Source organism: Citrobacter sp. Igbk 16 (genome assembly GCF_028069755.1).
GTDB lineage: Bacteria > Pseudomonadota > Gammaproteobacteria > Enterobacterales > Enterobacteriaceae > Citrobacter.
This window is the reverse complement of record NZ_JANEWJ010000008.1, coordinates 104,506-120,208: the sequence shown is the minus strand read 5'-3', so window position 1 is coordinate 120,208 and position 15,703 is coordinate 104,506. Positions and strand designations below refer to the sequence as shown.

Sequence of the window (15,703 nt, the reverse complement as noted above, 5' to 3'; positions counted from 1 at the left end):
CCCACGGCCCTTTACAGGGCCGTTTTTTATCCATGCTTATTGCTCTGGATAAACCTGCTGGCCATCCACAAACGTGAATAGCGCTTGTGTCTGGTGCAGTTTATCTGCCGCAACGGCCAGAATATCCTGATCCAGAACGGCAAAATCAGCGAGCTTGCCTGCGCGTAAACTCCCTCTCTGCTGTTCGGCAAATGCCAGCCAGGCGGCGTTTAGCGTATACATTTTTAACGCATCTTCCCGGCTGACCCGGCGTTTCTCGTCACGCACAGAGCCATCGAGCGCTTTCCCCGTCACATGGTATTCAATGGCATGCCACACACCCGCAACGCCTATTCTTGTCGCATCCGTCCCCCCGGCAACGATCACGCCTTGCTCAAGTGCGGGTTGAATGGGGGATGACTGTGCTGCAACGGCGTTGCCATTAGCGCGTTCAATGGCGGGAGATTCAAAATACGGCCCCATCTGTACAGAATAGGCTAAACCTAATTGCTTCATCCGGGCTATCGTCTCTGCCGTACCGGTATTTAAATGGGCAATTGACCAGCGAAGCTGGGAAATATCATGTGATTTCGCCACCTCGCTAATGACATCCAAAATTGCGTCTGCGCTATCATCGGTATAAGCATGTATTTCAACGGGGACACCTTCCTGCGCCGCCAGCTGTAACACCTTATATTGTTCATTTTTGGCATCTGGCGATGAACTAAATCCGGATGACATCCGCACGCCATCATTCATTTCCAGCACCAGGCTTTCACCAAAACCTAAGAAGGATATTTTCCCATCATCATGCACTGCCGGACGAAACGCCAGACGCTGTTTAAACCACTCGGTCTCATTACCGGGCGGTGCAGATAAGCGATATCCAACACGCATCCTCATTGGCGGCTGTTGCTGAAATCTAAAGAAATCGCGATAAGCCTGTTCTTGCCCAGCTGAAGGGTCAATAAAACCCACTACACCCCGTTTATTTAAATAGTGAATAAAGGCATTGAGGTTTTCTCCTACATTATTATCCTGACTGATCTGAGCGAAAAGTTGGTTAAAACTGCCAATGGTGCCGCGTAATTTCCCCGTGGCAAAACCTTTATCGTTGCGCTCTATAACTATCCCAGCGGGGATAGCTGGCGTAGGGCTGTTAAGCTTGAGAACATCAATAGCGTGTTGATTTAACAACGCATAGTCATAAAGGCTCTGAACATACGCAGGATTTGCAGGCAGCGCCTGATTAAGTTCCTGTAGGGTTGGGTCTCGCTTTTCGGCAAATTGTTCAGGTATCCATGATCCCACCACGGCCACCCACTGCGCCGTATTTTTCTCTTCTGCCGATTGCGACAGTTTGCGCAGAGCATCAGGTAACGTTTTGGCATCAAACCAGTAGGTTTCGAATAAGAACGTCCTTCCTCCGCGAATACCATGCAGATGCGCATCAATTAATCCAGGGATAACCGTTTTACCCGCCAGGTTAATTTCTCGCGTATTCTGTCCTGACCATTTTTTAATCTCGTCATTATTTCCGACAGCAATAATGTGTTGCCCTTTTACCGCCAGAGCCTGCGCGTTTGGCTGTTGTTCGTCCATGGTAATAAGCTGGCCGTTATACAAAATAACATCAGCCTTATCCTGTGCAGAAGCCAAAGAGGATGTTCCCATCAGCATTGCAGCCAACGCTATATTACGAATTGCAGGAGGAGGCGTTTTGAAGCAAAGGCCCATTTTACTCATCATGTTTATCTTCCTTTTTTGTGCATAGCTAATCAGGAAACCTGTGCCGAAACGCAAGGCTGGCAAGTTGCGCGCTGGATACCAGTTGTTCAAGCGAGTGTCCGCAACGCGCTTTTCCCGACAAACCCAACATCGTGGTACAGACGTAATCAGTCATACTTTTCGCCTCTGCGGGGTAACGCTGGGCAATAAAGTTATGGATCTTATTTTCAGCAATCGAGTAGAACGCGCGGGCGGCATTGCGCGCCTCAGGATCATTGCAATGTGTTCCCTCCAGCACTAAACATCCTGCCGCATCAGGATCCGCAGCGTAATGACGTGCCGCTTCCTCAAGCAGCGTTGCCAGACAGTCAGCAACGGGCCTGTCCGCACGTAAAATATCGTCAAAAGGGATCGCATCGGTTTGCACGTAACGGCTCAATACTCGCTGATAGAGGCCGAGCTTATTCCCGAAAGCCGCGTAGAAACTGGGGGGTTTGATACCCAGAACCTGAGTGACATCCGCCACACTAACAGTATCGTAGCCGTGGGCGTGAAATAAACGTTGTACCGTCGCAACCGCCTGTTCCGGGTCAAAATTACGCGGTCGCCCCGGCGCACGCGAACATTTTGTAGTGATCATTATAAATCCATTGACAGAAAACCATGCGGCCATTATATATCGATCACTACATAATTGTTCAAGGAGTATCTGATGTCTTCATTCAAGGGTAAATCGGTGCTGGTTCTTGGTGGTAGTCGTGGGATCGGCGCGGCAATTGTACGCCGTTTCGCCGCGGAGGGGGCATCCGTCACCTTCACGTATTCCGGCTCTCCTGACGCCGCCAAAACGCTGGCCGATGAAACTGGCACCCGCACGGCGCAAACCGACAGTGCCAAACGCGAGGACGTTATCGCACGGGTGAGGGAAAGTGGCCCGTTAGATGTGTTGGTCGTTAACGCCGGGATTATCCTGTTCGGCGACGCGCTGGATCAGGATCCTGATGAAGTTGATCGTCTTTTCCGCATTAATATTCACGCCCCCTACTACGCCGCGGTGGAGGCTGCACGCCAGATGCCTGAGGGTGGACGAATCATCATTATCGGTTCAGTAAACGGTGACCGTATGCCCATTGCCGGTATGGCTTCATATGCGTTGAGCAAGTCGGCACTACAAGGGATGGCAAGAGGGTTGGCTCGTGATTTTGGTCCGCGTGGTATTACGGTGAACGTTGTGCAACCTGGCCCGATTGATACCGATGCCAATCCGGCAGAAGGTCCGTTGAAAGAGCTGATGCACAGCTTTATGGCGCTAAAACGACATGGGCGACCGGAAGAAGTTGCCGGAATGGTTGCCTGGCTTGCTGGCCCTGAAGCAGGGTTTGTGACAGGCGCAATGCATACTATTGACGGCGCGTTTGGCGCCTGATGGGAATAACAGGCCGGAGGAATATCCCCCGGCCTGTTCAACGCTCTTAGTTTTCAGTGTCCAGCTCATCGAAGCTTTTCACCAGATCGTCGATTGCTTTAATCTGCGTGAGGAACTGTTCCAGTTTCGCCAACGGCAGCGCGGACGGACCGTCGCATTTGGCATGGGCTGGATCCGGGTGCGCTTCAATAAACAGACCCGCCAGGCCTACCGCCATACCGGCACGAGCCAGTTCGGTAACCTGTGCGCGACGGCCGCCGCTTGCTGCGCCAAACGGATCGCGGCACTGCAGCGCGTGGGTGACGTCAAAAATCACCGGAGAGTTACCGGAAACTTTCTTCATCACGCTAAAGCCCAGCATATCGACAACCAGGTTGTCATAACCAAAGTTCGCACCACGGTCGCACAGGATAACCTTGTCGTTACCGCCTTCATGGAATTTATCCACGATATTGCCCATCTGGCCCGGGCTCACGAATTGCGGTTTTTTCACGTTAATAACAGCGCCCGTTTTCGCCATCGCTTCTACCAGATCGGTCTGACGTGCGAGGAATGCCGGAAGCTGAATCACATCCACCACATCAGCAACAGGCTGTGCCTGGCTGGCTTCATGAACGTCGGTGATCACTTTTACGCCAAACGTCTGCTTCAGTTCCTGGAAGATTTTCATCCCTTCTTCAAGGCCTGGCCCACGGTAAGAGTGGATGGAAGAACGGTTGGCTTTATCAAAGGAGGCTTTGAACACGTAAGGGATACCCAGCTTTTGAGTAACGGTTACGTAGTGCTCACAAATGCGCATCGCCAGATCGCGGGATTCCAGCACGTTCATTCCGCCAAACAGCACGAACGGCAGGTCATTTGCCACGTTGATGTCGCCAATGCTAACCACTTTTTGTTTCATAGGATCGCCTTAAACGGTAGGTAAAGTGTTATTAATCAATGCAATACAATTTGCTTGTGCGAAATAGTATTAATCTGCGCACGGATCATTTCGCTGATCGGGTCTTCCGGACATTGCTCAACGAAATAACTTAAATCTGTCAGCGCAACATGTTCACATTCCAGCTGCGCGTAAATCAATCCGCGATCGCGTATTTCATACGGATCCTCAGGATTAAACTGCAGTAATGCTTCGCTGGCTCGCAGCGCCAGTTCCATTTGCCTCTCTTCCATTAGCGAAGATTTCAGCGTGTCGAGCAGTTTGCGGATCACTTCCGCGTTATCCGCTTCGTCAAGGTCCTCGTTGAACAGTTCAGCAACCGGGCTAATGTTACCCTTCAGCCACACTTCCAACGTGTGTTCATTTAACGTTTCGCCATTGAACGGGTTGATCAACCACATCTCACCTTCCAGCGATTCAATACGCAGGATCAGCTGCGTCGGGAAAATCACCGGAACCAACGGCAGATCCAGTCGGTTAGCAATCCACAATAAGATGGCACCGAGTGAAACCGCACTGCCCTGACGATTTTTCAGGACCTGGTCGAGCCATAGTGCATCAGAAAGACGGTAGACGCCGTGGGTGTCCGTAAACCCCCATTCGCCATAAAAAAGTGCCAGCAGTTTTTCCAGTTGCTCATCCTGAGACAGGAGCTGGCTAATTTCTTCTTGCGCCTGACTAACCAGACGTTCCAGTTCGTCGTAGACAGTTTGTGTTGGAAAATCCAGACGGATTGACTCCGACGCCAGGATCATCCCATCACATAACGGCGCTTTATTAAATTCGAAATCAGCTAACGACCTCATGACTTACCCCAGTAACGGTATTTTTGTGGTGGCGAGTTTAATGATGATGTACAGCACCACCAGCGCCAGCGGAAATGCGATTAATCGCGCCTGCTGGCTGCGCGCCCGACGGTAATCGAGCGCAATAAAACCCAAAACGATGTAAATGATAACCCCAAACAGCTTTTCAGTCAGCCATGTCCCCTGTTCGGTGAATGGCAGGATGTGCGTTTTAGCGATCAACGCCACGCCGCTGAGAAGTAAAACGGTATCAATGATCGGTGGCAGAATACGCGTCCAGCGCGCTGATGCCAGGCGTGTATTGGTAGAACGCCACCAAAAACGCAACGTGAGTAGCCCGACAGAAAGCACGATGCTAACGAGATGAACAGTGAGTAGCGTGCTGAACGAATTCATGATGGGATGCGCCCGAGCGTAATCCGCTCGTTGCCGCCATAGTCACGACAGGTTTCAACCGCCTGGTAACCCGCGCGGGTAAAGGCATCACGGACGGCCTCGCCCTGCTGCCAGCCATGCTCCAGCAACAGATAACCGCCAGTGGTCAAAACTCGGCGAGACTGGTCGATGATAAGCATTATATCCGCCAGACCATTCTCGCCTGCGACCAGCGCCGACAGTGGCTCAAAGCGCACATCGCCCTGTGCCAGATGCGGATCCTGCTCATCGATGTATGGCGGGTTACTGACGATCATCTCAAACTGTTGTCCCGACAAGGCGCTGAACCAGTCGCTTTGCAACACTCGCACATTGTCGATGGCCAGATTCAGTCGATTGCGGTTTGCCAGTTCTACGGCATCCTGCATGCGGTCAACTGCTGTCACCGTGCAATCCGGACGCTCAGACGCCAGCGCCAGCGCGATGGCACCAGTACCAGTGCCCAGATCAAGAATACGGCACGGCGAGGCAGGCAAACGCGCCAATGCCTGTTCAACCAGACACTCGGTATCCGGACGCGGAATGAGCGTGGCGGGTGAAACAAACAGCGGCAGCGACCAGAATTCACGAACACCGGTTAAGTGCGCGACGGGTTCCCCCCGCTGACGGCGCGCCACCAGCGCGTTCAGCTGTTCACACTGCGCTTCGGTTAATTGCGTTTCGCCAAAAGCCAGAATATAGGTTCGCCCTTTGCCTGTGACGAACTCAAGTATGATCTCGGCATCACGGCGTGGACTTTCACTGGTCTGTAACTGGCTGATTGCTTCACGCAACCATTGCTGATAATCCATTAATCTTGCTCGGACAACGCCGCCAACTGATCGGCCTGATATTCCTGGACAATCGGCTCAATAAGCATATCCAGTTTACCTTCCATCGCTTCATCCAGACGGTACAGCGTCAGGTTGATGCGGTGATCGGTCACACGCCCCTGCGGGAAGTTATAGGTACGATTGCGATCGCTACGATCGCCGCTGCCCAACAGGTTACGCCGCTCAGAGGCTTCCGCCTGTTGACGTCTGGCCACTTCGGCGGCACGAATACGCGCCCCCAACACCGACATCGCTTTCGCTTTGTTTTTATGCTGCGAACGTTCGTCCTGACACTCCACCACGATACCAGTTGGCAAGTGAGTAATACGGATTGCTGAGTCGGTGGTGTTAACGTGCTGACCACCCGCCCCCGATGACCGGAAAGTATCAATTCGCAGATCGGCTGGATTGATATCCGGCAACTCTGCGTCCGGCAGTTCCGGCATCACCGCTACTGTACAGGCAGAAGTATGGATACGTCCCTGAGATTCGGTCGCCGGAACGCGCTGTACGCGATGACCACCGGACTCAAATTTCAGTCGACCGTAGACACCGTCGCCGCTGACTTTAGCAATAATTTCTTTGTAGCCACCATGTTCGCCTTCGTTGGCGCTCATGATCTCTACCCGCCAGCGACGCGATTCAGCATAACGGCTGTACATGCGGAACAAATCACCCGCAAACAGTGCCGCTTCATCACCACCGGTTCCCGCACGCACTTCAAGGAAGGCGTTACGTTCATCATCAGGATCGGTTGGCAACAGCAGAACCTGCAGATGCTGTTCCAGTTGTTCACATTTTTCTTTTGCTTCGCGCAGTTCATCCTGCGCCATTTCACGCATTTCAGGATCGTCGAGCATCATCTGTGCCGTTTCGATATCTTCCTGAACCTGTTGCCAGTCCGTAAAACAACGGGAAACATCACTTAATTGCGCATATTCGCGCGACAATGCACGAAAACGTTCCTGGTCTGCGATGGTTCCCGCATCACCGAGCAGCGCCTGAACTTCTTCATGGCGTTCATGCAGGGCTTCCAGTTTGGCAACGATAGAAGGCTTCATAGGCGTAAATGCACCCTGTAAAAAATGAGATTGGTGTACTGCTACTCCAGCCCGAGGCTGTCGCGCAGAATATTCAGGCGTTCACTGTCCCCGTCACGGGCGGCCTGTTGAAGTGATTTAGTTGGTGCGTGGATCAGGCGGTTAGTCAGCTTCCACGCCAGGTCCTGCATAATGGCTTGCGCATCACCGCCCTGTTCCAGAGCAGACAACGCTTTGGCGGTCAGTTCATCACGGATTTGTTCAGACTGGCTGCGATAATCGCGGATGGTCTCGCTTGCGCTTTGTGCTCGCAGCCAGGCCATAAACTCGCTGGTTTCCTGCGCCACGATGGTTTCCGCTTCCACGGCGGCCGCTTTGCGCTGCGCCAGGTTATGCGAAATGATGCTTTGCAGGTCGTCAACACTGTACAAATAGGCGTTGGACAGTTTGCCCACTTCCGGTTCAACGTCGCGCGGTACCGCAATATCAACCAGCAGCATAGGCTGATTACGGCGATTTTTTAGCGCACGTTCGACCATCCCCTTGCCGATTATCGGCAGCGGGCTGGCGGTAGAACTGATAATAATATCGGCATCCTGTAAGCGGGCATCAATATCGCTCAGAGAAATCACCTCGGCGCCGACTTCATCGGCCAGCACCTGCGCACGCTCACGTGTGCGGTTAGCGATGATCATCTTCTTCACTTTGTGCTCACGCAGATGTCGCGCCACCAGTTCGATGGTCTCGCCGGCACCCACTAACAACACCGTTACCGTGGAAAGGGATTCAAAGATCTGACGCGCCAGCGTACAGGCAGCAAAGGCGACTGACACCGCGCTGGCACCGATATCTGTTTCTGTGCGTACACGTTTCGCGACGGAGAATGATTTCTGGAACATACGTTCCAGCGCACTGGCGTTCAGGTGGCCTTTTTGCGAATCCGCAAACGCTTTTTTCACCTGACCGAGAATCTGTGGTTCACCGAGCACCAGTGAATCCAGACCACTGGCAACGCGCATCAGATGGCTGACAGCATCGTTGTCCTGGTGCCAGTAGAGGCTACTGCGCAGATCTTCTTCGTTCAGATTGTGGTACTCACACAGCCAGCGAATCAGCGCTTCCTGCAGGTTATCCTGCTCTTCTACGCTGAGATACAGCTCTGTGCGGTTACACGTCGACAGCACTACCCCGCCCTGCACCATTGGCTGCGCAAGCAGGCTGTCCAGCGCCTGATCGAGCGTGTCCGGCGAAAACGTTACGCGTTCTCGCAGCGATACAGGTGCCGTTTTATGGTTAATACCAAGCGCTAAAAGGGTCATGTGTGCGGGAATAGTACCAGCGTTGATAAGGTTAGACTGCGTGCATCATACAGGATGCGTGCGGCCAATAAAAGAGACTGCCCCCTTTTGGAGTAATAGCTTACGGTTTAAATTAAGATAACGTGACCGTAGACGATATTCACGGTCGGCGCTAGCATTAAGGGTTATAACTGCAACCGCTGGCATGATTTTGCTGGATGGCGAAAAACGCGTCTTACCCGACCTGCGGATTCAGTTTGTAGGCCTGATAAGCGCCGCGCCATCAGGCAATTAATGCACCGTATTACAAGGATTTGTCATCATTATGACCCTGCCTGATTTTCGCCTGATCCGTCTGTTGCCGCTGGCAAGCCTGGTTCTCACCGCCTGTGCGCTCAACGCGCCGAAAGGCCCCGGCAAAAGCCCCGACTCTCCACAGTGGCGCCAGCACCAGCAGGAAGTACGCGCACTGAACCAATATCAGACACGCGGTGCGTTTGCCTATATTTCCGACCAGCAGAAAGTGTATGCCCGCTTTTTCTGGCAGCAAACTGGCCAGGATCGCTATCGCCTTCTGCTGACCAATCCGTTGGGGAGTACCGAACTGGAGCTGAACGCGCAACCGGGCAACGTGGAACTCGTCGACAACAAAGGGAAGCACTACACCGCTGACGACGCTGAAGAAATGATTGGCAAACTGACCGGGATGCCCATCCCGCTGAACAGCCTGCGCCAGTGGATCCTTGGTTTGCCAGGCGATGCAACAGATTACAAACTCGACGATCAATACCGTCTGAGCGAAGTGAATTACAGTAAAGAGGGTAAAAGCTGGAAAGTCGTGTACAGCGCCTACGACAGCAAAACGCAGCCGGCGATGCCTGCAAATATGGAGCTGTCCGACGGTGACCAGCGCATTAAGCTGAAAATGGATAACTGGATTGTGAAATGATGACCCACTGGCCCTCTCCGGCGAAACTGAATCTGTTTTTATACATCACCGGACAACGTGCGGACGGTTATCACACGCTACAAACGCTGTTTCAGTTTCTCGATTATGGCGACGAGATCAGTATCAACGTACGCAATGACGGTGAAATTCACCTGTTAACGCCTGTTGATGGTGTTGAGCATGAAGACAACCTGATTGTGCGCGCCGCACGCTTGCTCATGAAAACCGCCGCGGAACGTGGTCGCCTGCCAGCCGGCAGTGGTGCAGACATCAGCATTCTCAAGCGGCTGCCGATGGGTGGTGGTCTGGGCGGTGGCTCATCGAATGCCGCCACCGTGTTAGTGGCACTGAATCACCTATGGCAGTGTGGGTTGTCTGTAGATGAACTGGCGATAATGGGCTTAACGCTGGGTGCTGACGTACCGGTATTCGTACGCGGTCATGCAGCCTTTGCTGAAGGCGTAGGAGAAATCCTGACGCCGGTCAATCCAGCAGAAAAGTGGTACCTGGTCGCCCATCCGGGAGTCAGTATTCCAACGCCGGTGATTTTTAAAGATCCAGACCTCCCCCGTAACACGCCAAAAAGGTCAATAGAAACGTTACTAAAATGTGAATTCGGCAATGATTGCGAGGTTATCGCAAGAAAACGTTTTCGCGAGGTTGATGCGGCGCTTTCCTGGCTGTTAGAATACGCGCCGTCGCGCCTGACTGGTACAGGGGCTTGTGTCTTTGCTGAATTTGACACTGAGTCCCATGCTCGCCAGGTGCTTGAGCAAGCCCCGGATTGGCTCAAAGGCTTTGTGGCGAAAGGTGTAAACCTCTCCCCATTGCACAGAGCGCTACTCTAAATCATTTGGGTTTCAGGAAGATGGCGAGATGACGAATCGCCAGACACATACAAAGGTATGTGACTGGTGTGAGAAATTGATGCCAGCGCACATGAAACGTGAGTGATGCCGAGTAAGCCGGGCAAGCTGAGTTGCGGTGACAACGTCACCCTGTTCCAGACGTTGCATCGCGCTCTTTAATACACCGCCTGGAGAGGATACTGCCTGGCCCGCACAGTTTTCGGCAGATTCTTTCCACCAATGGACGCATGCCTGAGGTTCTTCTCGTGCCTGATATGAAGCTTTTTGCTGGTAACGCCACCCCGGAACTAGCACAACGTATTGCCAACCGCCTGTACACTTCACTCGGCGACGCCGCTGTAGGTCGCTTTAGCGACGGCGAAGTCAGCGTACAAATTAATGAAAATGTACGCGGTGGTGATATTTTCATCATCCAGTCCACTTGTGCCCCTACTAACGACAACCTGATGGAATTGGTCGTTATGGTTGATGCGCTGCGCCGTGCTTCCGCAGGCCGTATCACCGCCGTTATCCCTTACTTCGGCTATGCACGTCAGGATCGTCGCGTACGTTCTGCTCGTGTACCGATTACCGCTAAAGTCGTCGCGGACTTCCTGTCCAGCGTTGGCGTAGACCGCGTCCTCACCGTTGACCTGCATGCTGAACAGATCCAGGGCTTCTTTGATGTGCCGGTTGATAACGTATTCGGTAGCCCGATTCTGTTAGAAGACATGCTGCAGCTGAATCTGGACAACCCGATTGTGGTTTCTCCAGACATCGGTGGCGTCGTGCGTGCCCGCGCTATCGCTAAACTGCTGAACGATACCGATATGGCTATCATCGATAAACGTCGCCCACGTGCGAACGTTTCTCAGGTGATGCACATCATTGGTGACGTTGCGGGCCGTGACTGCGTGCTGGTTGATGACATGATCGATACTGGCGGTACGCTGTGTAAAGCAGCTGAAGCGCTGAAAGAACGTGGTGCCAAACGCGTATTTGCTTATGCAACTCACCCGATCTTCTCAGGTAATGCGGCAAACAACCTGCGCAACTCAGTAATTGATGAAGTCGTTGTCTGTGACACCATTCCACTGACCGACGAAATCAAAGCACTGCCAAACGTGCGTACGTTGACTCTGTCGGGTATGCTGGCCGAAGCGATTCGTCGTATCAGCAACGAAGAATCCATCTCTGCTATGTTCGAGCATTAATCGAGCCCGGCTCAAAAACCCGCTGCGGCGGGTTTTTTTATCCGTTTTATTTATTTGTATGATTTATGCCAACTTCAACTATCGTTTTTTAGATAGATGATGCGCTCATGGATGAAACATTATTGTGAACAGATTATTTTCCTCACATGTGATGCCTTTCCGCGCCCTCATCGACGCTTGTTGGAAAGAAAAGTATACCGCCTCACGTTTTACTCGTGACCTGATCGCCGGGATTACCGTTGGGATCATTGCGATTCCGCTGGCAATGGCACTGGCAATCGGTAGTGGCGTTGCACCACAGTACGGCCTGTACACCTCGGCCGTGGCTGGGATTGTTATCGCCCTCACCGGGGGCTCACGCTTTAGCGTATCTGGCCCTACCGCCGCCTTCGTGGTGATTTTGTATCCGGTGTCGCAACAGTTTGGGCTGGCAGGTCTGCTGGTCGCCACGCTAATGTCCGGGATATTCCTGATCCTTTTCGGCCTCGCTCGCTTTGGCCGCCTGATCGAATATATTCCCGTGTCAGTCACGTTAGGCTTTACATCGGGTATTGGTATTACCATCGGTACCATGCAGATTAAAGATTTTCTCGGTTTACAGATGGCTCATGTCCCGGAGCACTACCTGCAGAAGGTCGGTGCACTGTTTATGGCATTGCCAACCATTAACTTCGGCGACGCCGCCATTGGCGTGGTCACGCTGGGGATCCTGATTTTCTGGCCGCGGCTGGGGATACGTCTGCCAGGCCACCTTCCGGCGCTGCTGGCTGGCTGTGCGGTAATGGGTATTGTTAACCTGAGCGGTGGGCATGTCGCCACTATCGGTTCCCAGTTTCACTACATTCTGGCCGATGGTTCGCAAGGCAACGGTATTCCGCAGTTGCTACCCCAACTGGTATTGCCGTGGAATATGCCAGAATCAAACTTTACGCTGAGCTGGAGTTCATTGCAGGCGCTGCTACCAGCCGCCTTCTCGATGGCGATGCTGGGGGCGATTGAATCCCTGCTGTGTGCTGTCGTGCTTGATGGAATGACAGGGACGAAGCATAAAGCCAATAGTGAACTGATTGGTCAGGGCCTGGGTAATATTGTCGCCCCGTTCTTTGGTGGTATTACCGCCACCGCCGCGATTGCCCGTTCAGCAGCTAACGTTCGTGCCGGCGCAACATCGCCAATTTCTGCGGTCATTCACGCGATTCTGGTGATCCTTGCACTGCTGGTGCTGGCCCCGCTGCTCTCCTGGCTACCCCTTTCGGCAATGGCTGCCCTGCTGCTGATGGTGGCATGGAACATGAGCGAAGCGCATAAAGTTGTGGATCTGCTGCGCCACGCGCCGAAAGACGACATCATCGTCATGCTGATGTGTATGTCTTTGACGGTGCTGTTCGATATGGTTATCGCCATCAGCGTCGGTATTGTTCTCGCTTCGCTGCTGTTTATGCGCCGTATTGCGCGCATGACGCGTCTGGCTCCGGTCAACGTAGACGTACCAGACGACGTACTGGTACTACGCGTTATTGGCCCGCTATTCTTTGCCGCTGCGGAAGGATTATTTACCGATCTCGAGTCGCGTATTGCAGGCAAACGCATTGTGGTGCTGAAGTGGGACGCGGTCCCGGTACTGGATGCAGGCGGTCTGGACGCCTTCCAGCGTTTTGTTAAACGTCTGCCGGAAGGTTGTGAGCTGCGTATCAGTAACCTGGAGTTTCAGCCGCTACGCACCATGGCACGCGCGGGTATCCAACCCATCCCAGGTCGTCTGACGTTCTTCCCGAACCGCGATGCCGCACTCGCAGATATTTAATCATACTATGTTACCGGCTTGCGCAGGCTTGCCGGTAACACTTCTCTTCTGTAAACGTGTCTGAGTTGCTATTATCCAGTTTCCCTGGTTCTGATGATATCTGCAACGATGAACGCTGATACTACATTTATATTCCGTGAGATAACCGAGGCTGATATTTCGGCCGTTCAGTCGTTTATTATCCACCATTTAAATCTCTATTTTAACGCTAACCGACCGGCACCTGAACCGCATACAGATGTATTAAATCTGCGCTCACACTACCTCCATCAACCGCGAAATCTGTTGATCGGTGCATGGAATAACCGACAGAAACTTATCGCTACGCTGGCGGTCTGCCAATACGATGACCGAATACCGGCACTGCGTGGACGCTATCAATTATCCTCAACCGCTGAAATTTGTCGCTGCTATGTCGCACAGGAATATCGTCGGCAAGGCATAGGCAGCCAACTTGTCCTGCTGGCGGAACAATTTTGCGACCGACAACAATATAAAACACGCTATCTGCACACCCATCATTTTTTACCTGGCGGCTATCAATTTTGGTTGCGAAATCACTTTACCGTCTATTTTGATGAAGGTGGAGAACAGCAAATCGTGCACATGGACAAACATCAATAAAAATGTGACGCCGCGCAAATAATTAAATACCACAATTAATTTCGTTATTAATCGTAGTCTTCTCGGCAAAGAAAACATTAATTGATCAACATCAAACAATTCTCATTTAGTTTATCGACATTTGTGCTTTCCACATAATTAATGTCACAAGCATAAAATCAACGCATTGATTTTATTGAATTAAAAACTAAAAGTGATATCAACCCTACTTATTCAAGCGGTTGACGGGGCTATTCGATACCGATAAAGTCCCCACCGACAGTATTTCAGAATCTATTGATCATTTTGAAACGGAATATGGTGCGGATTATTTTAATCTTATGCCATAGCTGCCCCCGCAACTGTAAGCGGAAACTGAATATCACTGTGTCGTGGATTATCCACGACCGGTCACTGTAAAGAACGCATTTATGGGAAGGCCGATATTCAGATTGCCGCGAGCCAGGAGACCTGCTGTCAAGGTTGTATACATTGAGTGGACGGGATGGTCCATGGGGTGATTTATTTGACGAATGTATAATATAATTTCTGAACAAATTGGCAACAATATGCTTTATTTTCATATTATCTTGCCCGCAGTTCACGATTAGATGTCATCTATCGTCATGTGCCTGTCCCGAATTTATGGAACGAAATGAACCATGACCAGACGTTCAGATTCTGGCATGAACGGGACAACACTAATGCACGCAAAAATAACTTCTGCTTATTGCAAACTTTCACTTCTGGCACTGACTGGCGCAGCACTCTTCCTGACCAGCAATATGGCTTCTGCGGCTAAAACAGAATATCCACTGACGATCAAAAACTGTGGTAGGGATATTACGTTTAATCATGCGCCAAAACGCGTGACTACCGTTGGACAAAACAGTACTGAAATCCTCTATTCCCTGGGTCTGGCCGATCGTGTTGTTGGGACATCACTGTGGTTTGGTCCGGTACCTGAACAGTACAAAGCGGCGAATGACAAGATTGCGGTCATTGCGCAAAACATCCCGAGTTTCGAAGGGATTATTGCGAAAAAACCGGATCTGGTGGCCAGTCAGTTTGAATGGCAGATTGGCCCTGCAGGCACAGTTGCCTCTTACGAACAATTTAGCGAATTACACGTTACGGTTTATACCGCCCCAGCCGATTGCGCCAAAGACAACGAAGACGGCGGTGACGGCGTGCGTAAGAGCATGTTTGATATCGCCATGGTCTATCAGGAAATTGCCGACCTGGCGAAAATTTTTGATGTGCAGGATAAAGGCGATGAGCTAATTGCCAGCCTGAAAGCACGTGAAGCCGCCGCAAAAGCGAAGATTGCCGGTATGGACAACCACGTATCTGCCGTCTTTTGGTTCTCCAGCGCCGACCTGCAGCTTGACCCCTATGTCGCCGGGAAATTTGGCCCCGCGGCGTGGATAGCGCAATCTCTTGGGGTGAAAAATGTCATTGATTCCGCTGAGGAGTGGCCAACTGTAGGTTGGGAAACCATTGCCAAAGCCAACCCATCGGTCATCCTCCTCGGCGAGATGGGCCGTCGCCGCTTCCCGGCCGATGACTGGAAAGTCAAAATGGAATACCTCACATCCGATCCTGTTACCCGGCTGATCCCGGCAGTGAAAGAAAACCACCTGCCGGTGATCGACGTGCAGACCATGAACGCGGGTATCAGAACCATTGACGGGCTGGAAAAACTCGCCGATGCGCTGGTGCAATATGGCCTGGCGCACCCTCAGACGACTCACTAACTCTCGTCGCGCGTTATGCCTTATGCGGGCATAGCGCCCTTTCGTATCCCGGGAAGTCGTAAAT

At 52.0% G+C, this 15,703-nt stretch carries 15 protein-coding genes and 1 riboswitch; of the genes, 7 read left to right on the top strand and 8 right to left on the bottom strand.

Annotation, left to right across the window (positions count from 1 at the left end):
* Positions 1-36: 36 nt before the first annotated feature.
* Together NNO03_RS08045 and NNO03_RS08040 are read right to left on the bottom strand one after the other, a co-directional pair.
* Entirely contained in the window at positions 37-1,728 is a 1,692-nt protein-coding gene (locus NNO03_RS08045; RefSeq protein WP_271449256.1) for an amidohydrolase, read from the bottom strand.
* 25 nt (positions 1,729-1,753) lie between these two features.
* Positions 1,754-2,347 (bottom strand): TetR/AcrR family transcriptional regulator, encoded by a 594-nt coding sequence (locus tag NNO03_RS08040; RefSeq protein WP_271440917.1) that lies wholly within the window; start codon positions 2,345-2,347, stop codon positions 1,754-1,756.
* Between the two features lie 72 nt (positions 2,348-2,419).
* Here NNO03_RS08040 and bdcA point away from each other — a divergent pair, with 72 nt between their 5' ends.
* Complete coding sequence (gene bdcA, locus NNO03_RS08035) at positions 2,420-3,133, top strand: SDR family oxidoreductase (protein WP_271449255.1); 714 nt, start codon at positions 2,420-2,422, stop codon at positions 3,131-3,133.
* A 46-nt stretch (positions 3,134-3,179) separates the two neighbouring features.
* Here the strand turns inward: bdcA and kdsA are convergent, their stop codons facing one another.
* From kdsA to hemA, 6 genes are read right to left on the bottom strand one after another with little or no spacing between them, the layout of a single operon-like run.
* Positions 3,180-4,034 (bottom strand): 3-deoxy-8-phosphooctulonate synthase, encoded by an 855-nt coding sequence (gene kdsA, locus NNO03_RS08030; protein WP_048211463.1) that lies wholly within the window; start codon positions 4,032-4,034, stop codon positions 3,180-3,182.
* Positions 4,035-4,069: 35 nt separating this feature from the next.
* Positions 4,070-4,879 carry an invasion regulator SirB1 gene (sirB1, locus tag NNO03_RS08025; RefSeq protein ID WP_202038490.1) on the bottom strand — a complete coding sequence of 270 codons (810 nt, stop codon included), beginning with the start codon at positions 4,877-4,879 and terminating at the stop codon, positions 4,070-4,072.
* Between the two features lie 3 nt (positions 4,880-4,882).
* On the bottom strand, positions 4,883-5,275 hold the full coding sequence (gene sirB2 / locus NNO03_RS08020; protein WP_271440916.1) for an invasion regulator SirB2: 393 nt from the start codon (positions 5,273-5,275) through the stop codon (positions 4,883-4,885).
* Positions 5,272-6,105 (bottom strand): peptide chain release factor N(5)-glutamine methyltransferase, encoded by an 834-nt coding sequence (gene prmC, locus NNO03_RS08015; protein ID WP_271449254.1) that lies wholly within the window; start codon positions 6,103-6,105, stop codon positions 5,272-5,274. The genes sirB2 and prmC overlap by 4 nt, the downstream gene beginning before the upstream one ends.
* On the bottom strand, positions 6,105-7,187 hold the full coding sequence (prfA, locus tag NNO03_RS08010; RefSeq protein ID WP_271440914.1) for a peptide chain release factor 1: 1,083 nt from the start codon (positions 7,185-7,187) through the stop codon (positions 6,105-6,107). Before prfA ends, prmC begins: the two co-directional genes overlap by 1 nt.
* Positions 7,188-7,228: 41 nt before the next feature.
* A complete protein-coding gene (gene hemA, locus NNO03_RS08005) occupies positions 7,229-8,485 on the bottom strand; it encodes a glutamyl-tRNA reductase (RefSeq protein WP_271449253.1) in 1,257 nt (418 codons plus the stop codon).
* 304 nt (positions 8,486-8,789) lie between these two features.
* Here hemA and lolB point away from each other — a divergent pair, with 304 nt between their 5' ends.
* The 6 genes from lolB to NNO03_RS07975 all read left to right on the top strand — a co-directional run bounded on the left by lolB (position 8,790) and on the right by NNO03_RS07975 (position 15,639).
* Positions 8,790-9,413, top strand: a complete 624-nt coding sequence (gene lolB / locus NNO03_RS08000) for a lipoprotein insertase outer membrane protein LolB (protein ID WP_271440913.1) — start codon at positions 8,790-8,792, stop codon at positions 9,411-9,413.
* Entirely contained in the window at positions 9,410-10,261 is an 852-nt protein-coding gene (gene ispE, locus NNO03_RS07995; protein ID WP_271449252.1) for a 4-(cytidine 5'-diphospho)-2-C-methyl-D-erythritol kinase, read from the top strand. The genes lolB and ispE overlap by 4 nt, the downstream gene beginning before the upstream one ends.
* 266 nt (positions 10,262-10,527) lie before the next feature.
* Positions 10,528-11,475, top strand: coding sequence for a ribose-phosphate diphosphokinase (gene prs / locus NNO03_RS07990; protein ID WP_001518537.1), 948 nt, complete (start codon positions 10,528-10,530; stop codon positions 11,473-11,475).
* A gap of 124 nt (positions 11,476-11,599) precedes the next feature.
* Positions 11,600-13,279, top strand: a complete 1,680-nt coding sequence (gene dauA / locus NNO03_RS07985; protein WP_137381682.1) for a C4-dicarboxylic acid transporter DauA — start codon at positions 11,600-11,602, stop codon at positions 13,277-13,279.
* 108 nt (positions 13,280-13,387) lie between these two features.
* Positions 13,388-13,903, top strand: coding sequence for a GNAT family N-acetyltransferase (locus NNO03_RS07980; protein WP_271449251.1), 516 nt, complete (start codon positions 13,388-13,390; stop codon positions 13,901-13,903).
* Positions 13,904-14,145: 242 nt separating this feature from the next.
* Positions 14,146-14,376, top strand: a riboswitch (cobalamin riboswitch).
* Between the two features lie 210 nt (positions 14,377-14,586).
* Entirely contained in the window at positions 14,587-15,639 is a 1,053-nt protein-coding gene (locus NNO03_RS07975) for an ABC transporter substrate-binding protein (RefSeq protein ID WP_271449250.1), read from the top strand.
* Positions 15,640-15,703 lie beyond the last annotated feature (64 nt).

Bases quoted from the DNA above. Each gene is read 5' to 3' on its own strand.
- NNO03_RS08045 (WP_271449256.1), bottom strand. From the start codon at position 1,728: ATGATGAGTAAAATGGGCCTTTGCTTCAAAACGCCTCCTCCTGCAATT.
- NNO03_RS08040 (WP_271440917.1), bottom strand. From the start codon at position 2,347: ATGATCACTACAAAATGTTCGCGTGCGCCGGGGCGACCGCGTAATTTT.
- bdcA (WP_271449255.1), top strand. From the start codon at position 2,420: ATGTCTTCATTCAAGGGTAAATCGGTGCTGGTTCTTGGTGGTAGTCGT.
- kdsA (WP_048211463.1), bottom strand. From the start codon at position 4,034: ATGAAACAAAAAGTGGTTAGCATTGGCGACATCAACGTGGCAAATGAC.
- sirB1 (WP_202038490.1), bottom strand. From the start codon at position 4,879: ATGAGGTCGTTAGCTGATTTCGAATTTAATAAAGCGCCGTTATGTGAT.
- sirB2 (WP_271440916.1), bottom strand. From the start codon at position 5,275: ATGAATTCGTTCAGCACGCTACTCACTGTTCATCTCGTTAGCATCGTG.
- prmC (WP_271449254.1), bottom strand. From the start codon at position 6,105: ATGGATTATCAGCAATGGTTGCGTGAAGCAATCAGCCAGTTACAGACC.
- prfA (WP_271440914.1), bottom strand. From the start codon at position 7,187: ATGAAGCCTTCTATCGTTGCCAAACTGGAAGCCCTGCATGAACGCCAT.
- hemA (WP_271449253.1), bottom strand. From the start codon at position 8,485: ATGACCCTTTTAGCGCTTGGTATTAACCATAAAACGGCACCTGTATCG.
- lolB (WP_271440913.1), top strand. From the start codon at position 8,790: ATGACCCTGCCTGATTTTCGCCTGATCCGTCTGTTGCCGCTGGCAAGC.
- ispE (WP_271449252.1), top strand. From the start codon at position 9,410: ATGATGACCCACTGGCCCTCTCCGGCGAAACTGAATCTGTTTTTATAC.
- NNO03_RS07980 (WP_271449251.1), top strand. From the start codon at position 13,388: ATGAACGCTGATACTACATTTATATTCCGTGAGATAACCGAGGCTGAT.
- NNO03_RS07975 (WP_271449250.1), top strand. From the start codon at position 14,587: ATGCACGCAAAAATAACTTCTGCTTATTGCAAACTTTCACTTCTGGCA.